The organism is Blautia massiliensis (ex Durand et al. 2017) (assembly GCF_001487165.1).
GTDB classification, from domain to species: domain Bacteria; phylum Bacillota; class Clostridia; order Lachnospirales; family Lachnospiraceae; genus Blautia_A; species Blautia_A fusiformis.
Window position 1 is genome coordinate 24,430 of record NZ_LN913006.1, and the last position, 17,107, is coordinate 41,536.

Annotated in this window: 20 protein-coding genes; 18 read left to right on the top strand and 2 right to left on the bottom strand. The window is 34.8% G+C overall.

Features of this window, described 5'->3' with window-relative positions; all coding sequences use genetic code 11:
- Window positions 1-6 precede the first annotated feature (6 nt).
- From BN3261_RS01105 to BN3261_RS01185, 18 genes are all read left to right on the top strand, one after another.
- Window positions 7-1,113, top strand: a complete 1,107-nt coding sequence (locus BN3261_RS01105) for a radical SAM/SPASM domain-containing protein (protein WP_092073171.1) — start codon at window positions 7-9, stop codon at window positions 1,111-1,113.
- Window positions 1,103-2,362: a radical SAM/SPASM domain-containing protein gene (locus BN3261_RS01110; protein ID WP_227218295.1), complete on the top strand. Its 1,260-nt coding sequence runs from the start codon at window positions 1,103-1,105 to the stop codon at window positions 2,360-2,362. The genes BN3261_RS01105 and BN3261_RS01110 overlap by 11 nt, the downstream gene beginning before the upstream one ends.
- A 113-nt stretch (window positions 2,363-2,475) precedes the next feature.
- Window positions 2,476-2,601: a hypothetical protein gene (locus tag BN3261_RS18070; protein WP_004223787.1), complete on the top strand. Its 126-nt coding sequence runs from the start codon at window positions 2,476-2,478 to the stop codon at window positions 2,599-2,601.
- 108 nt (window positions 2,602-2,709) lie between these two features.
- Window positions 2,710-4,017 carry a Cys-every-fifth radical SAM/SPASM peptide maturase CefB gene (locus BN3261_RS01115; protein WP_004223784.1) on the top strand — a complete coding sequence of 436 codons (1,308 nt, stop codon included), beginning with the start codon at window positions 2,710-2,712 and terminating at the stop codon, window positions 4,015-4,017.
- A 17-nt stretch (window positions 4,018-4,034) separates the two neighbouring features.
- Window positions 4,035-4,292 (top strand): hypothetical protein, encoded by a 258-nt coding sequence (locus BN3261_RS01120; protein ID WP_059085271.1) that lies wholly within the window; start codon window positions 4,035-4,037, stop codon window positions 4,290-4,292.
- Between the two features lie 22 nt (window positions 4,293-4,314).
- Window positions 4,315-5,961, top strand: a complete 1,647-nt coding sequence (locus tag BN3261_RS01125) for an ABC transporter ATP-binding protein (RefSeq protein ID WP_059085272.1) — start codon at window positions 4,315-4,317, stop codon at window positions 5,959-5,961.
- 116 nt (window positions 5,962-6,077) lie between these two features.
- Window positions 6,078-6,338 (top strand): Cys-every-fifth RiPP peptide CefA, encoded by a 261-nt coding sequence (locus BN3261_RS01130; RefSeq protein ID WP_004223774.1) that lies wholly within the window; start codon window positions 6,078-6,080, stop codon window positions 6,336-6,338.
- A 761-nt stretch (window positions 6,339-7,099) separates the two neighbouring features.
- Entirely contained in the window at window positions 7,100-7,438 is a 339-nt protein-coding gene (locus tag BN3261_RS01135; RefSeq protein WP_227218296.1) for a helix-turn-helix domain-containing protein, read from the top strand.
- A gap of 215 nt (window positions 7,439-7,653) precedes the next feature.
- The gene (metK, locus tag BN3261_RS01140) at window positions 7,654-8,844 is read left to right on the top strand and encodes a methionine adenosyltransferase (protein ID WP_004842184.1); all 1,191 of its coding nucleotides are present in this window, start codon (window positions 7,654-7,656) and stop codon (window positions 8,842-8,844) included.
- A 19-nt stretch (window positions 8,845-8,863) separates the two neighbouring features.
- On the top strand, window positions 8,864-9,883 hold the full coding sequence (locus BN3261_RS01145) for an alpha/beta fold hydrolase (protein WP_059085273.1): 1,020 nt from the start codon (window positions 8,864-8,866) through the stop codon (window positions 9,881-9,883).
- A gap of 55 nt (window positions 9,884-9,938) precedes the next feature.
- Window positions 9,939-10,340: a winged helix-turn-helix domain-containing protein gene (locus BN3261_RS01150; RefSeq protein ID WP_059085274.1), complete on the top strand. Its 402-nt coding sequence runs from the start codon at window positions 9,939-9,941 to the stop codon at window positions 10,338-10,340.
- A 222-nt stretch (window positions 10,341-10,562) separates the two neighbouring features.
- Complete coding sequence (locus BN3261_RS01155; protein ID WP_004842188.1) at window positions 10,563-11,219, top strand: recombinase family protein; 657 nt, start codon at window positions 10,563-10,565, stop codon at window positions 11,217-11,219.
- 48 nt (window positions 11,220-11,267) lie between these two features.
- Window positions 11,268-11,489 carry a DUF5348 domain-containing protein gene (locus tag BN3261_RS01160; RefSeq protein WP_004842190.1) on the top strand — a complete coding sequence of 74 codons (222 nt, stop codon included), beginning with the start codon at window positions 11,268-11,270 and terminating at the stop codon, window positions 11,487-11,489.
- 92 nt (window positions 11,490-11,581) lie between these two features.
- Window positions 11,582-11,800, top strand: a complete 219-nt coding sequence (locus BN3261_RS01165) for a hypothetical protein (RefSeq protein WP_227752271.1) — start codon at window positions 11,582-11,584, stop codon at window positions 11,798-11,800.
- Window positions 11,790-12,485 (top strand): hypothetical protein, encoded by a 696-nt coding sequence (locus BN3261_RS01170; RefSeq protein ID WP_059085275.1) that lies wholly within the window; start codon window positions 11,790-11,792, stop codon window positions 12,483-12,485. Before BN3261_RS01165 ends, BN3261_RS01170 begins: the two co-directional genes overlap by 11 nt.
- 244 nt (window positions 12,486-12,729) lie before the next feature.
- Window positions 12,730-13,500 carry a DUF6577 family protein gene (locus tag BN3261_RS01175; RefSeq protein ID WP_025579065.1) on the top strand — a complete coding sequence of 257 codons (771 nt, stop codon included), beginning with the start codon at window positions 12,730-12,732 and terminating at the stop codon, window positions 13,498-13,500.
- Window positions 13,501-13,503: 3 nt separating this feature from the next.
- Window positions 13,504-14,724 (top strand): nucleotidyl transferase AbiEii/AbiGii toxin family protein, encoded by a 1,221-nt coding sequence (locus BN3261_RS01180; protein WP_025579064.1) that lies wholly within the window; start codon window positions 13,504-13,506, stop codon window positions 14,722-14,724.
- A 1-nt stretch (window position 14,725) separates the two neighbouring features.
- Window positions 14,726-15,358 (top strand): metallophosphoesterase, encoded by a 633-nt coding sequence (locus tag BN3261_RS01185; protein WP_015526826.1) that lies wholly within the window; start codon window positions 14,726-14,728, stop codon window positions 15,356-15,358.
- Between the two features lie 50 nt (window positions 15,359-15,408).
- On the opposite strand, the gene BN3261_RS01190 is transcribed toward BN3261_RS01185, so the two are convergent.
- Both BN3261_RS01190 and BN3261_RS17865 read right to left on the bottom strand, forming a co-directional pair.
- Complete coding sequence (locus BN3261_RS01190) at window positions 15,409-16,134, bottom strand: YkgJ family cysteine cluster protein (RefSeq protein WP_015526827.1); 726 nt, start codon at window positions 16,132-16,134, stop codon at window positions 15,409-15,411.
- 40 nt (window positions 16,135-16,174) lie between these two features.
- Window positions 16,175-16,921, bottom strand: a complete 747-nt coding sequence (locus BN3261_RS17865) for an LPD11 domain-containing protein (RefSeq protein ID WP_015526828.1) — start codon at window positions 16,919-16,921, stop codon at window positions 16,175-16,177.
- Window positions 16,922-17,107: the final 186 nt, after the last annotated feature.

Sequence of the window (17,107 nt, forward strand, 5' to 3'; positions counted from 1 at the left end):
AGGAAAATGTATACATTGTCATTAGAGATTATAAATAAGTGCAATTTGAATTGTACTTACTGCTACCTGGGCGAGAAGAAAAATACATACATGAGTTTAGAAACGGCTCAAAAGGTAATCGATATTGCTGTGCATGAAGCAAATAAGCAGCATGATCGGACACTTATGGTTTACTTTATTGGAGGGGAACCTCTTATGGCATTTAATCTGATAAAAGATGCTGTAGATTATACGAAGAAAAAATGCCAGGAAACAAACTTAATATGCAAGTTCAGTACTACGATAAATGGAACGTTAGTTACAGATGAGATAATTGATTTTTTTGTGGAAAATACATTTGAGGTGAAGGTGAGTTTAGATGGTCCTGAGTATGTTCAGAATTTGAACAGGAGAGACTATGCAGGAAATGGAAGTTTTGAAAAAATCATGAAGAATCTTCCGTTATTGAGAAAATATGAGCAGGAAACAGGAAATCAGATTTCGGTAGCCAGTGTTGTGACAAGTAATAACTATCAATATTATGCAGAAAGTTTCCAGTTTTTGCTTGATTTAGGAATTAAAAAATTAGAATCAGGAATTGATTATTATTGCTCCTGGAGTGATGAGCAGATACAGGGATTACGAGAGCAGATAGAGAAAGTATTTGGCTTATATAAAGCATATATACAAAAAAATCAAGAAGTAATCTTCTGGAATCTCTGGGAACAATATCTGAAATCATTCCTGATTCCATGTCCATTTTATGCATGTAAGGCGGGTTTGACAACTTGCTATGTAACAACGGATGGTGGGATTTATACTTGTGCGGAACTTCCAGAATTTAAAATCGGTTCTGTAGAAGTCGGGTTGGATGTTCCGAGGATTCGAGAGATTATTTACCTAGAGGATCAAGAGGATACAATGTGTAAAGAATGTCAATATATTAGACATTGTAAAACAAGAGGCTGTCAGGTGGCAAATTATGAAATTCACCAAAATGTATATCAACCTATAAAAGTGAATTGTGAAATGACGAAGTGGATGTATCATCTGATTCAAACAAACTTAACTGAAAAACAGCTTGAAAAGCTGAAACAAGAATATGAAAGGAGATATTTACGTCATGGAAAGTAAGATGAATGAGTTTATTAAGATAACTGAGGGAGAAAAAGTGGCTTTAATTGATCCGGTAGGAAAAGTCTGCCTGGGGGTAAGTAAAAGATTTGCAGACAATTTAGATAAACCAGAGTTTCAGGAAAAGTTATTCCCTGTATGGAAGCAGCAAACTGAATTTATAAAGGAAATAGAAAATAATCATGAGAAAATCAATACGGTATATTTGATGGTAACCAGGAAATGTAATATGAATTGTGATTTTTGTGCGATCAGTGCAAACGACAAGCTTCGTCCAGAAAAAGAATTTAAGCTGGAGGATATACAGAATAAGGTGATTCCGTTCTTTCAGAAAAATAAACCACATAAAATGATTCTTACAGGTGGAGAGCCACTGATTAAAGATCAAATTGTGGAAATTGCAAAAGCATTAAGAAATGGTTTGACTTGCCCCATAACACTGCAGAGCAATGGTCTTGCAATCACCAAAGAATTAACAGAACAACTCAAAGGATATATAGACGAAATTGATTTCAGTACCATGCACATGTTTGGAACGCCTGAAAAGGAGCAGCAGCTAATTAATCATATCGAGATGTGTCAGCAAGCTGGAATAAAGGTGGTTCTTAGCTTTATTTATGAGAAAACTAATGAAGTGGATTTGTATCGATTGATTGATATAGCTGCTAAATATGACATTAATGTTCTTTTTAATATTGTTTCATCCGTGGGTAGGGCGAAAGAAAACTCTAAAATTTTATCAGATATGGAACATCTTGATATGAACCTGAAGATAGCAAAATATATATTGAAACAGGGATACGAGAATAAAAAAATAGGAGAAGCCTTTTACCAAAGGATTCAGGTAAGAAATTCTTGTGGGGGTTATGGAAAAGTTATGGCAATTTTCCCGGAAGGCGATATTTATATGTGTCAGTGTATGGAAAAGAATCAGGTTCGAATGGGCAATATACTTACAGATAGTTCTGAAAAGATTTTGAAAACTCAAGACTGTTTGCTGAAGGAAGATGAAATAAAGCAGTTATTTTGTGTGGACTATAAAGAAATATGTAAGGAATGCGATTATCGTTATATATGTGGTGGGAAATGTATGGCTTCGGAAGGAGAATATGACCGTAAATGTATTTTTGCAAAAGCAATGTTTAAATATGTGCTATTTTATTACAAACAGCAGGATAAAAATAGAGAAAAACTTGAAAATTATGTTCAATATCTTGAAAAAATAAAGAAATGTATGGGAGAAAGATAGTGAATCCATGTAGGAAGAAAAAAATGCAAAATAGACATAAGTTGTAGTCGTTAAATTAGAAAAGGGATATATTTAAAATTGTTTTACATACGGAAAATTAAGGAGGTAATAGTATGAATGAAAAGTTGGAACTGACAGAGGAAGAAGTTAATGTGTACAGTGATGATTGCGGAAAAATACAGGTAGATTGTTTAAATGATTGTATTGATGGAAGTGCATGGCTAAGTATCGAATCTTAATAGAGATTTACGATGACATGATGATTAAGGAGATACGGTTTAGGTAACAAGTAACTTTAAAGTTAAAAAATACTATAATTTTATGTAGGCAACAAGGAGGAAGTGTACATGAAATTTTCTAAATTTAATCTGATAATCAAAGAAGGGAATAAAAGAGTTTTATTTAATACGCTTTCAGGAGAGTGTTTTAAAATATCTACAGGTGTTGAAGAAATAATTGATAATAATCTACCAGATCAACTTAATAAAGAATTATATGATGATTTTTTGAAAAAAGGAATTATTGTGGATGATCAGGTTGAAGAAAATAGATATTTTAGCTACATTCAAAACCAAACAAGATTCAATAATAGTGTATTATCGGCAACAGTACTGCTAACTTGGGCATGTAATTTAGCTTGTATATATTGCTATGAGGGGGCAGGATGTAGAACAACAAGAATGAATAAAGCAACCGCAGATAGATTTATAGGGTTTATGATAAACCAAGCAAAAGCAAGAAATTCAAAAAGTATGTATATTAATCTGTTTGGAGGAGAGCCATTACTTAATATAGAATGTGGATTTTATATTTTAGATGCATTAAAGAAATTCTGTGCAGAAAAAAATATAGAGTTTGCATCAGGGATAATAACGAATGGAACTTTATTAACAGCAGAGATAGTAAGCCAATTAATAAATTATAATTGTCAGCAGATACAAATAACTCTTGATGGTATGCCTGATACGCATAATGCAAGAAGAAAATATAAGGATGGAAAAGGTTCATTTGAACAGATTATTTCGGCTTTAGAATTGCTAAACAATAAATGTGCCGATATACATACGGTTATAAGAATCAATGTGGATAAGAATAATTTGGATGAAGTGAGTACACTTTTGGAATATCTTGGAATTAATGGAAAAGGTCTAACAAATTGCAATGTTGACTTTGGAATCGTTAGAGGTTCTACGCAAGCATGTTCTGCATATTCAGGGAATTGTTTAAGTGAAAGTATTGTAGGAGAGGTATTGAGTAAATTATGGAGTAAGGCTGAAATGGAAGGGTTTACTTTATATACAAAACCATTTCATAGATGGATTTATTGTGGATTATATGCTGATAGTCAGTTTACTGTCACTCCCAATGGTGAATTATATAAATGTTGGGAACATGCAGGGGATGAGCAACATTTGATGGGGAATATTAATGAGAACGGTAATATTGATAACATAAAATATTCATTTTATGATTGGATGTCTCATAACCCATTAGAGAATGAAGAATGTAAAGAATGTGTATATTTACCAGCTTGTGGTGGTGGATGTGGGGTGGTTAGTTATAACGAAACTAATAGTTACCACTCGAAAGGGTGCTTTAAAGTAAAAGGCGTACTTGAAAAGCAGGTGTTACGGTATTTTAAGGGGAAAATATAAAACTGGGGGTAATATATATGGAAGCTTGCACTAAAGGAACAGTAATTTCAACTAATAGATTATGGTGGTTGAAAATTAATAAAAAACCTATTCGAACACATTTATTAGATGGAGCTGATTTTCCAACGGTTATTACTGTGCAATATAGTGTTTCTGGTGTTAATTATAAAAAAAGAAAATTTATTGGAGTAGGTACTAGTTGCCCAAAAGAGGGGGAAGAACTATCAGTATTCTATCTTATGGATAATCCTAAAAAAGCAAGAATAAAATTGTGATTAGTAATCTGAGGGAGAAGTTATGGCAAGCATTTTTAAAATGTGTGGAAAGTATCTGATAAAAAATAAGTATAGCGTGATTTGTTATGGGGTGCTGTGTCTTACAAGTAGTATGTTTTCTATGATTTCTCCCTATATAAGCGGCAATTTTATTGATTATCTGATAGTAGCGGATAATATCAGTAAAATTTATAGATATTGCTTTGCCTTTTTCGGGCTTTTTGTTTTTAATCAGTTGATAGGGTATATTGTTAATAGAGTGTATATAAAGATGCAAACTCAAATGGGCTATGACTTGAACAGTGATGTGATACGCCACATACAACATTTGCCAGTTTCATTTTTAAAAAAGCAGAATATGGCTTATTTAAACCAAAGAGTCAACAATGATTCTAATCAGGTTATTACATTTTGCATCAATATTGTACAAGGGATATTAATAAATAGTTTAAAACTTTTACTGTCCATTTTTGTATTGGTTCAATTTAGTTGCAATATTACATTGCTATTTATAGCCATAATATGTGCTTATGCATTATCGTATAAGATATTAAAGAAAATCCTTTTTAAAGCACAATTTATTTTGACAGAAGCACAAGCAAATTATTTTTCAAAATTATTCGAGCAATTTGATAATATTCTCTTTGTAAAAATGCAGGCTATATATGAAGCTTTTTTAAGTCGGTTAAAGAAAGAGTTTCAAAATATTTTGAAAGTAAGTCTTCAATATCAAAAGATTTCGTATCTATTTTCAAGTTTAGATTCTTTGATAATGTCTTTAGCTCAAATAGGAATTTTTATAATGGGTGGGGCATTAGTTATTAGGGGTAAACTTAGTGTAGGTCAATTAACAATTATGCTGAGTTACTTTGGTATAATGATGGAAGCTTCGAGATATTTTTTTTCATTAACAAAGACAATACAGGACAATAAAGTGGCATATACAAGATTAAAGCAGATATTAGATTTAGAAAGTGATGAAAACGCTGGGGTAGAGTTAAAGGATATTAGCCAAATAAGATTAAAGAATATAATGTTCTGTTATGATAAGAAATGTATATTCCGTGATATTAGTTTAGAATTTAAAAAAGGGAAAATATATTCCATCATCGGAAAAAATGGAATAGGGAAAAGCACTTTGGTAGATTTGATTATAGGGTTCTATAATAGAGAATATGCAGGTGAGATATGTTATGATGCTTTATCTTTAGATCAAATTGATATTTATAAAACAAGAAAAATGTGTTTTGGAATATGTGAACAGGAACCGGTGTTATTAGCGGATACGGTAAGATATAATGTATCAATGGATAGTGAAGACAGCATAGATTTAAAGCGATTGTTTTATATAGCAAAAAAGATAAATTTGTATTCATTCATAGAAAGTCTGCCAAAGAAATTAGAGACCATTATTGGAGAAAAAAATTCAAATTTGTCTGGAGGAGAAAAACAAAAACTTTCTATATTAAGGGTATTATATAAAAATCCACCGGTAATTATTTTAGATGAGCCGACATCTGCATTAGATGAAGAGAGCATAAGATGTTTACAAGTCTACTTAAATCAAATAAAAAGAGATAAAATAATTATTTTAATATCGCATAATTCAGAATTTATATCTATATCAGACGAAATCGTAGATTTGGATAAATTAGATATGGACGTATAGTATAAGTTATGAAAGTTAAAACGGTATATTAAAGGTTGGCATATGTTATTACATATTGTGACTAATATATTATTTACATAACGAAGAGCATACTTATTCAAGAAAGGAGAAATGCTATGGGTAGCGAATACATAGGAAATGGATATGGTCAGTCTAGAGCTGGCGGATGTGTTGGAGGCGTTGGATGTTTAGCTGATGTAGGGTGTGGTGGAAATGCCTGCGGGGCAGCAGTATGTGGAGCTAATGTTTGTGGAGTAGATGGTTGCGGAGCAGCAGCATGTGGAATTAATGCTTGCCCACTTAATGGATGCGTGGGCGATGCATGTGCAGCAAACCTTACTCCGTTGCCAGGACCGTTTTCAAATAATGATAACTAATAAATAGAAAATAATGATATATTAGTAAAAAAGTATGCGATTCGTACTGAGCCTTGAAAGGGTGCAATTCTACAGCAACCTTTCAAGGCTTAATTTTTTTATCACTGCAAAAAGATTTTAGAAACCTCGATGTTGAAATGAGAGCACGCAGGAAAAACTACAACATTATTTAGAAGAGTCAAAAATCCTATACTGTAATTGAATAATCTAGTATCGAAGTTCATACTGTCCAGTGATCAGGAAAACGATTGGCATTATGCAGGATACAAGAATTTTCAACAATATAGAGTCAGCTTACGCTTCGCAAAGCGGCTTTGGGTTTGACATCTGTTCGATTTCTTCTGAATTGTAATTAAGCCAATCAATGGCGGGTTCCACTGCGGAATACCGGTTTACATATTACCAGAATCATGATTTAAAGCAAGAATATTCAGTAATGATATAGTTTTGAATGTTCTAGTAATAATCTATTTCCACTGAAAAATGAATATTTCGCTTGTTCATAGTGCTTCTGTATTTCTACGTTTGGGATTGAATACGAATGCCAGAACCAAAGATGGATATTGGATTTTTGTATTTTAAGTTTTATAAAATACGGAATTTTATGGAAGAACACAGGGAAAAGAATATTCAAAAATCTGTTAACGATTACTGAATTATAGTAATACCATAGTATACCACTATATATAGTAGTAAAACAACTAATAAGAGTAAAACGAGGCGTATTAAAGTGTAAAATGGATGCATGGAGGTGTATACTTGTGAATCGAATTGCTGAATTAAGGAAAAAATTAGGTTTGACACAGACAAGGCTTGGTGAAGAAATAGGAGTTAGTCAGCAGACAATTAGTAAATATGAAAATGGAGATGAGAATATTCCGGGAGATATGCTACTTGCATTATCTAAATTTTTTAGAGTTCCAATTGATTATATATTGAGAAAAGAGGAAGAACAACAGCAGCGGGAGCAAAATGATAGAAAAGAAATTATGGAATTGTATAGGGATATGGATCAATATAACAGAGACACCTGGATTATTATTGGGAAAAGATTATTGGGCGGTCAATTACATAAGTATAATGAGAACCATATTGTTTAAACGTATAGGGGTATTAATTTGATGAATAGCAGTGAATTGAAGGTTGATTTAAAGAAGCAGTGTACTTATGGCACTGCTTTTTTACTTTTTATTATAAATTGGAAGTGCCAATCAGGCAAAGAAAATGTCAATATAGACAAAAAGTATAGTAATCATGGCAAAGATATTTTATGTTATTGATAAATATGAAATATTGATACAAAGGAGAATTCACTATGGAGAAAAGATTATTTACCTCGGAATCGGTAACAGAAGGGCATCCAGACAAAATGTGTGATGCCATATCAGATGCCATATTAGATGCTCTTATGGAGAAGGATCCGATGAGCAGAGTAGCCTGTGAGACTGCGATTACAACGGGTATGGTATTGGTGATGGGAGAAATCACGACCAATGCATATATAGATATGCAGCAGGTGGTCAGAGAAACAATCAAAGAAATTGGTTATGACAATGGAGATTATGGATTTGATGCACATACCTGTGCCGTCTTAACGGCAATTGATGAGCAGTCAGCAGATATTGCTTTGGGCGTGAATAAGGCATTGGAAGCAAAAGAACACAAAATGTCAGAAGAAGAGCTTGATGCAATTGGTGCTGGGGATCAGGGTATGATGTTTGGTTACGCATGTGACGAAACGAATGAATTTATGCCATATCCAATTTCACTGGCACACAAATTGACTCGGCAGCTTACCAAAATTCGCAAAGATGGTGTATTGCCATATTTAAGACCGGACGGTAAGAGTCAGGTTACTATAGAATATGACGAAGCAGGTATTCCGCACCGGCTTGATGCAGTGGTTCTGTCAACACAGCATGATCCAGATGTGACACAGGAGCAGATCCATGATGATATAAAAAAATATGTATTGGAACCGATTATTCCAACAGAACTGGTAGATGAGAATACAAAATTTTTCATCAATCCAACAGGGCGTTTTGTCATCGGTGGTCCTCACGGAGATAGTGGTGTAACAGGACGCAAGATTATTGTAGATACATACGGTGGTATGGCACGGCATGGCGGCGGAGCTTTTTCTGGAAAAGACTGTACGAAAGTAGATCGTTCTGCATCTTATGCTGCTCGTTATGTTGCGAAGAATATTGTGGCCGCAGGTCTGGCAAAAAAATGTGAAATTCAGTTGTCTTACGCAATTGGGGTAGCACATCCGACCTCTATTATGGTAGACACTTTTGGAACCGGAAAAATTTCAGATGAGAGTCTGGTAGAGATCATAAGAAGAGAATTCGATCTGCGACCAGCAGGAATCATTCAGATGTTGGATCTTCGCCGTCCAATTTATAAACAGACGGCAGCCTATGGACATTTTGGGAGAGACGATATTAACCTTCCATGGGAAAGATTAGATAGGGTAGAAGAACTGAAAAAATATTTGGAATAATTTACTTAGGGGGAAGCGTATGAGAAGATACAAAAAGAGAATCTCAAGAATTGTGGCGGTTGCGATGCTGTTTGTATTTCTGATAGGAAATTCTAATATGGTACATGCTATGGAAAAGACACAAGTTGGGTATGCGAGTAAATATATCACAGTGAAAGGTAATAATATGCATCTTGCTTTGTATGGAAAATTGGATGCAAGTGGTGAAAAATTTGCAGATGAAGGAAAAACCACATTGGTGATGATGCCGGCACTGGGAGTTCCATCACCGCATATCTACTTCAAACCTCTGGCACAATCTTTAGATGAGAGTTTTAACATAGTGATTGTAGAGCCGTTTGGATATGGACTTAGTGATGGTGCATCGACTAACCGAACTGTAGATAATATCAATAGTGAATTGAATGCTGCACTGGACACCATGGGAATTAAGCAGTGTGTATTGCTGGTACATTCGATTTCTGGAGTATATGGACTCAACTTTGTACAGAATTATCCGGAAAAAGTAAAAGGTTTCATTGCTGTTGATAATACGGTATATGATGAAGAACTGGCAGAGGCTATGGAAATGGAAAAGAAATATATGCTGCAGGGAATTGATGAATTTCAGAAAATCAAGAATTCCTTTTCTTCTTTGGAAGAATTCCAGACGGCACTGAAAACAGATCCAGATAAATATGGGGCAGCATTACCACAGGTTTCCGGGTACACTTATACGGAGAGTGATGGGGAGGAATACATTCAGGCATATTCTTTAAGCAGCAACGATACGATTAGAAATGAAGTGAACGGGATGGATCAGTCATTACTCTCTATAAAAAATAAAAAATTCCCATCGGCACTTCCTGTATTAACTATGATTTCTTCAGAGAATGTACAAAATGTTCCGGCATGGGAGACTGCTCATAGAAATCAATTGGATTTAGAATCTGGTAATCACCAGTTATATATTGTAAATGGAGGACATTATATCTGGTATACCAATTTGACTCAGGTTGTGCAGCTTATTAATGAATGGAGAATGGAGAATCATTTTTAAAAGGAATTTGTGTGATGAGATTTCCAAATAAGAGAAAACAGAAGGGAAGTGTAGCTTGGGGAAAGTAACTATTTCAACTGTATTGGGATACAAAGAATATGTGGCGGAAAATATAAAAAGCATTCTGGGAGAGGATGAAGAAAATTCCGATTTTAGGATTTATCCGGATTATCATAAGATTTATAGAGGGCAGACGGAGATCGTCTTAACGAAAGCAGAATATGAATTGTTTATGCTTTTGTCAGGGAGACCAGGTGTGATATTTACTAAAGAAAAAATTTTTGAGATTCTTTATAACGAGGAGTTGCCGGAAAGCATTGATAATATTGTGTACTGTCTGATATCCAGTATGAGAAAGAAAATCGAACCGGAGCTAAAGCGATGCCGCTATATTAAAACAGTGAGAGGTGTAGGATATAAATTTGAAGGAAAAAAGATGGACATCTTTCCAGAATAGTTGATCTGAAGACAGAGGGAATTTTTTAAAACCTCTGTCTTTTTTTGTTGCTTTTTTATGCCATCTTGCGTACAGAAGTAGTGAAAGTCACCTCCCAAAAAGTATGCTTTTTGATGGGAGATGTAATAGGCTATTTTTTTATTTCCAAAAAGTATATAAGAAGGTTTTGAGATATGCCAAAATATTTTAAGACTTTTTGGGAATGTATAAAGGGGGATACGTATGGCATATTATGGGTATCACAGAATCAGTACTAAGGAACAACACTTGGACCGAGGTATTATAGAAATAAAGAGGTTCTGTGAAAATCAGAAAATTAAACTGGAAAGTATTTTTACAGATAAGATAACCGGTAAAAATTTTGACAGACCACGTTATACCGTTCTTGTGGAAGATGTTTTACGGGTAGGGGATACCCTGATTATTACAGAGCTGGACAGACTTGGCAGGAACAAGCAGGAGATTTTAAAGCAGCTACGTTTTTTAGAAGAAAAAGGGGTTCGGGTAATGGTATTGGAACTTCCTACCACGTTGTTTGACCTGTCTCAGATGGAAAATAATCTGGCAAAGATGATGATAGAAACAATCAATAATATGATGATTGAACTCTATGCATCCATGGCACAGGCAGAGATGGAGAAAAAGGAGAAGCGACAAAAGGAAGGTATGGAGGCAAAAAGGCTTCGGGGTGAATGGGATGAAGTAGGAAGACCACGGGCTATAGAACAGGAAAAGTTTAACCAGGAATTTATGAGGGTGGTACAAAAGAAGGTAACACCAACACAACTGCAGCGGGAGTTGGGGTTAACTTCTTCTACCTATTATCGGTATCGGAAAAACTTTTATGAAAATTTTCCGGAATTTCTTCAATCTGTATAGGTATGAGGTAATTACTAAGTAAAAGAAAAATTTAAGGAGGCAGATGTTATGAGTGAACACAGAGAAGGAACATTGTTTTATGATACTGAAACAGGGAGGTATGATATACGTTTTGATTTGGAATCTTTTTATGGAGGACTACATTGCGGGGAATGTTTCGATGTAAAGGTGAAAGATGTTTGGGTTCCGGTCCGAATTGAAATGGGAGATGACTGGTATCTGGTTGGACTGAACGTGTCGAGATTAGATGGACTGAGAGTACGTATGTAAATAGGAGGATAAGCCTGATGAGGGGAAGCGCAATGAGAGAAAGTGTTACGGATGTTCGCATTATACTGGAATGCTTACAGGAAGCATATCAAATGGAAGGAGATATGGTACGGTCCGGGAAAAATATTCATGCGACTATGATATATCCATTTGTCCGTATGCTGCAAGAAAAGTGTAGGGATTTAACAGAGGAACAGATACATAAGACACTTTGGAAAGAATATGAGATTTCAGGGGCAGACAGGATGTTTGTGGAGAGGGCTTCAAAGATTTTAGAGCCATACGAAGGAGAATCTGAAGATGAGAAATAGTACAATGGAATATAAAGTAAATCAAGCCTATGAAGAACTAAAGCGTTTAATACAGTGGAATCCGAATAGTGAAGAAAAATTTTTACAGAAAATGGTATGTTTATTGTTACCTGGACAAAGAAAATGTTGGTCAGAGGCTATCCGTGATTTGAGGCAATCTTTTGAAGCTGAGCAGGGGATGATATTTGTTGAAAAATACAGAGGAAAACTGGAATGGCTGAATAGCATATCTTTGGCAGAACTACAAAGAAAGATAGGAGAAATTTATTTTGTTGATCATTACAAGATGATAGCAGATCAATTCCTATATAAAAAGGATTTTGAAACTTCCTTATTTTTGAGAATTGCAATGGAAACAGGGATAAGAAGTGCAGATATTCCATGTATAGAATGGTCCTGTATGCATGGAAAAACTATTATTTTGGAAGAAACCAAAAGAGGAGATTTGTATAAAAAAGTTAATGGAACGTTTCCTAAGATTTCAACTCAGTCGTTACGGATTATGAAGTTATTGCACAGGAAGCAAGGGAAAATATTCACAAAATCAAACGAGTACTATGTTCGCAAAATTTCTTGTGCTTGGGGAATGCCTGGGTTTCGTATCCATAGTTTTCGGGATTATAGGAGAAAGATAGAAATGGGAATTACAGCAGGAGTACAAGTTCCAAGGATCATTCCATTATAAAGAATAGGCTGGATTGGAAAACGTTATAGGATGCTATATGAGCTGCTGTTGCAGTTCTAGTGAGTTTCAATAAAAATACGCAAATATAGTATTTGCGTATTTTTTATTGAAATTACAAATATATTTGCAAATAGATTGAATTATGAATAAAAACAATAAAACAAACGCAAATATAAACTTTGCGTTTGTTTTATTGAATTTATAGGTGCTATGTGATATACTACGAAAAGAAAGTAGGTGTAGTATGAATAGCAAAACAGCATTAGAAAAAAAATACGAGATAATCAAACAAAATCTTGGGAATCAAACTACCTTTTATACAGATGAAGTAATTCCCCTTTTCCCGGAGTTAAAAAAGTCTACTTTATATTGGAATCTTTCTAAATTAGTAGAGGCGGGTTACATTAAGAGAGTGCGAAACGGTGTATTTTCCTTCAATGATTTGAAAGGCAGACAGGGAATTATTTTATGTGAAACAGCCCAAAAATTGAAAAATTACATGGATGAGCTGGGATTTTATTATTATATATCCGGTTTGGATATTTTGGCAAAATATATGTTACACATACCAGAACAATATCCTGTCATTGCATTTATTGAAAAAGCAGCAAAAGAGGAAATATATAACAATTTATTAGCAGAAGGATTTGAGGTGATAGAACCACAATACACGAAAAAAATGTATGAAGATGCTATGCTTTCAGGTAGCCATAATATGCAGGTGATTTTATACACAACGGAGGATTTTCAGTACAGTAGTGAAGGTCTGGCAAGTATAGAGAAGGCTTTTGTAGATCTTTATTTTGCAATAACGAGAAATGGATATCCACTATCATTGCAAGAATTGGTAAGAATTTATCAGAATCTCAGCAGATTGGGAAATATAGATAAAAAGAAGCTGATAACAGTAGCATCAAGAAGGAATATACAATATGATATTCGCTTTATCGTTGAAAATCGGTTTATTACAGATTCGGCAATAGAGTTTGGAAAAATACTTAGAAGGGAAGAATAAAATTTGGATTACAAAAAGTTATTTCATAAAGAGGAAGCATTTCAGAGAGAAACCTTTCAGAAGAGAATGGAAGAATTTGGGTTTAAAAATATGGCAAGAATGGAACTGTTTTTATGGGATCTTGAATTATTCTTGCATATTCAGAAAATACTAGGAGATAAAATAATATTGAAAGGTGGTGCAGCCACGCAGTTTTATCTGCCAAGGGATGCTCAAAGAACAAGTGTAGACATTGATATGTTATTTTTTGGAACAGAAGAGGAAATAAAGGAAACATTGAGGAAAATCGAAGAATATTTGGGGACAGAAGACGAATTGTTTTACTTTCATAAACATAGCCCTAAGAATCCGAAAACAAATCTTCCATTACATACATATTACATGAAAGTTCCTTCTGTACTATCCAATGCAGAACGTAATATGGATAGAGAGAGTATTCCCTATCAGGAATTAAAAATAGAATTTATTCTCCAGCCAGAAAAATGGGAATATGAAAGAAGAACGGGAGAAAACATATTTGCAGTAAACAGTTCATGGAACTATCAGATCCTTCCATTGAATTATTTATTTGCGGATAAGCTCACCACATTAGGTTGTAATACGATTGGCGTACAAAATGAAAGGCTGGATGAACAGGTGAAGCAGTTCTATGATATTATGATGTTGTCCAGAAACTGTATATCCGAGATGCAATGCTCTGTTGTGAAAGAAAAGTATTTAAAACGGGCAGAACAAGAATGGAATACAAGGAAGATTACACTGGGGAGCACGCTGGAGAGAAGAGATTATGAACCTAAATATATCGTAGAAGATGTTGAGAAACAGCTTTTGCGTTATCAACAAGCCGATAGCGGTGAAGATGCAGAATTGAAAAAGTTTATTAATGATTTTCATTCGTTATATTTAAACAGGAAAGTGCAGTATGATCCCAAAACGGTTGCCTGCGGAGCATCACTGGTTCGCTTGATGTATGAACTGATGATTTCAGGCATGGGTTGGGATAAAGTAAAACAGGCATTAGAGATTGAAAAAAAATTAGGTATGGAGCATTTATCGGGACCAGAAAAAGGACAAAAAATTCGTGAACTCAGAAATCAGTTTATTCAGGAATTTGGTAAAGATTCGGTAATCCCGGCATCAACTTTGAAAGGGAAAGATTTAAAAAGAGTGTTCTGGGCAATTGTAAATATTGATAATTTAAACAAGATTGAGGGAATGATATAAAATGAGATATTATATTGCAGATTTACATTTCTTTCATGAAAATTTGAATACAAAAATGGATAAACGTGGATTTGCAAATGTAAATGCAATGAATGATTATATGCTGAAACAGTGGAATAGTAAAGTGCGTAATAGGGATGAAGTTGTTATCTTAGGGGATTTATCATGGGGGAAATCTGAAGAAACAAACCAGTTGCTTCAGAAATTGAACGGACGTCTATATCTGATACAGGGAAACCATGACCACTATGTCAAGGATCCAAACTTCGACAGTTCACGCTTTGAGTGGATTAAAATGTATGAGGAACTTAGCGATAATAAGAGAAAAGTGATACTTTGTCATTATCCTATTATGTGTTATAACGGACAGTATAAATTGAATGCAGAAGGAAACCCAAAAACCTATATGTTGTATGGACATGTACACGATACGCAGGATCAGAGATTGCTGGAAAGATTTCAAGGAATCACATCTGAAACAACATTTCTGAATACACAGGGGGAAACACAGCATATTCCATGTAATATGATTAACTGTTTTTGTATGTATTCAAATTATCAGCCGCTTACTTTGGATGAATGGATTGCGTGTGACAAGAACAGGAAACAAAAGAGCTGCCAGAATGTAAAGTGATATGAAAAAGAGCCGTCCAAAACTGGTCGGCTCAAAGTATTTATAGTTGTTTATGATTTCTTAGGAATGTCAACAGTTCCTAGTGTTTCAATTAAGGATAGGATTGCATCTGAATTTTGCTGAAATTGCGTTTGAAAATCTTCTGTAATATCATAGTTCAGATACAGAGTTATCAAAGTAGCATTCCATATTGAAATCATGGTCTTTTCTGATATGTGTTCTTCCAGAAATTGTAGATGTTTGCAGAGTGTTGCCTGTGTTCTTGTCCATGTAAAGAAATAGTCATCTTTTAGTGGAATGTTAAAACTACGAAACCATTCTCGGACGGTATGTGTTTCGATTCCGTCTCCGCACTCAGGATTATTAAAGATATATCCAACAGACAGTTCTTCTGGATTTTTCGGAAAACTATCATCCGCAGAAAGGGTAAGATACCGACCAATCGGAAACATGGCACAGACAGTCGGTTTTACATCATGAACCAAACATTTCTGATCCTTTAATAAAGGGCAGCGTTTGACACTTCCTTGTGGTCTCAGGCGGACTATCGGGAAACGGGAGTTACATCCAATATAAGTTTCACAATATTGTTCCAAGGCTTCCGCTGGTGTAATTTGAAATTTTTTTGCTATGTTAAACAGATCTTTCGGGGATAAGAGAATATCCTCCCGGTGGATGCAGCACTTTCCGCATTGGGTACAGTGAAATGTAAATGTATCATCGAGACCGATTTCTTCATATCCTAATTGTTCTTTTAGTTCTTTTATTGAATTCATAATCATTCTCCTTAAAAAAAATATTTTTATGGCGGTTCTATTATTTTGTGTCTGAACACATTGCTTTTTCGTATTCTAGGATTTGTTTCCATGTCAACCATTCTGGTTTCCCATCATCCGGAAATTCATTCCAGAGTTTTTTCATGGCGGCAATTTGTTTGCTTTCATTGTGATAGTACAGATGTCCAGTACAACGGTTTCCGTAATTCAAGTAATACTCACAGTCGCTTTGTAAACGACTAAGCATCATGTACTGAAATTCATAAGGATTTTTCGGTTTATCTGTTAAAATTCTAAATGGTTTCCGGATAGGCATATCCGGTTCTCCATCAAATTCATTTCCGACTGCAGAGTGCAGATGAGGAATTTCAAAGTCACCAAGTTCTACATCTTTCCACAACTTCCCATATTGATCCTGGTATACCGGGCGAGCCCATTCGTCTGTACCAATATAATGAAGAAGACGAGAGGGTTCTTCTGGAATAGAAATCAGTTCATCCGGGGACATAATCACTTCATCCAAAGCAAGATCATCCAGTTTTTTTGGCATATTGTAAAGAGAAGAAAAGCGTTCCTCTAGTTTCCGAATGTCTGCTTCAGACTCAGGAAAATCAAAGCAACAGTGAATATCAGGAGTCAGATTGTCGGTTTCTTTATCTTCGCCGGTATGAATTTCCAAAATAACACCATCCAATCCTGCATAATCGCTGGCATCGGTTGTCCGCACACGTTGTCCAGGTTTGAAGATGACATCTCCCCATTGTAATTCAGTTGTTGTATTGTTCATGTAATTCTTCCTTTCTTGATGGGAATTGGCATTGACAAAAGAGGGAATAGAATAAATCCATACCCCTTTTCCGTAACATCACATCTATGCCAATTCTCATAAATTCATAAATTTTCACTAATTCAGTGCTGTGTTTTTCGTGATCCTTCTAAATAAAAAGAGACCACTCGCAAGTAGTCTCTTCGT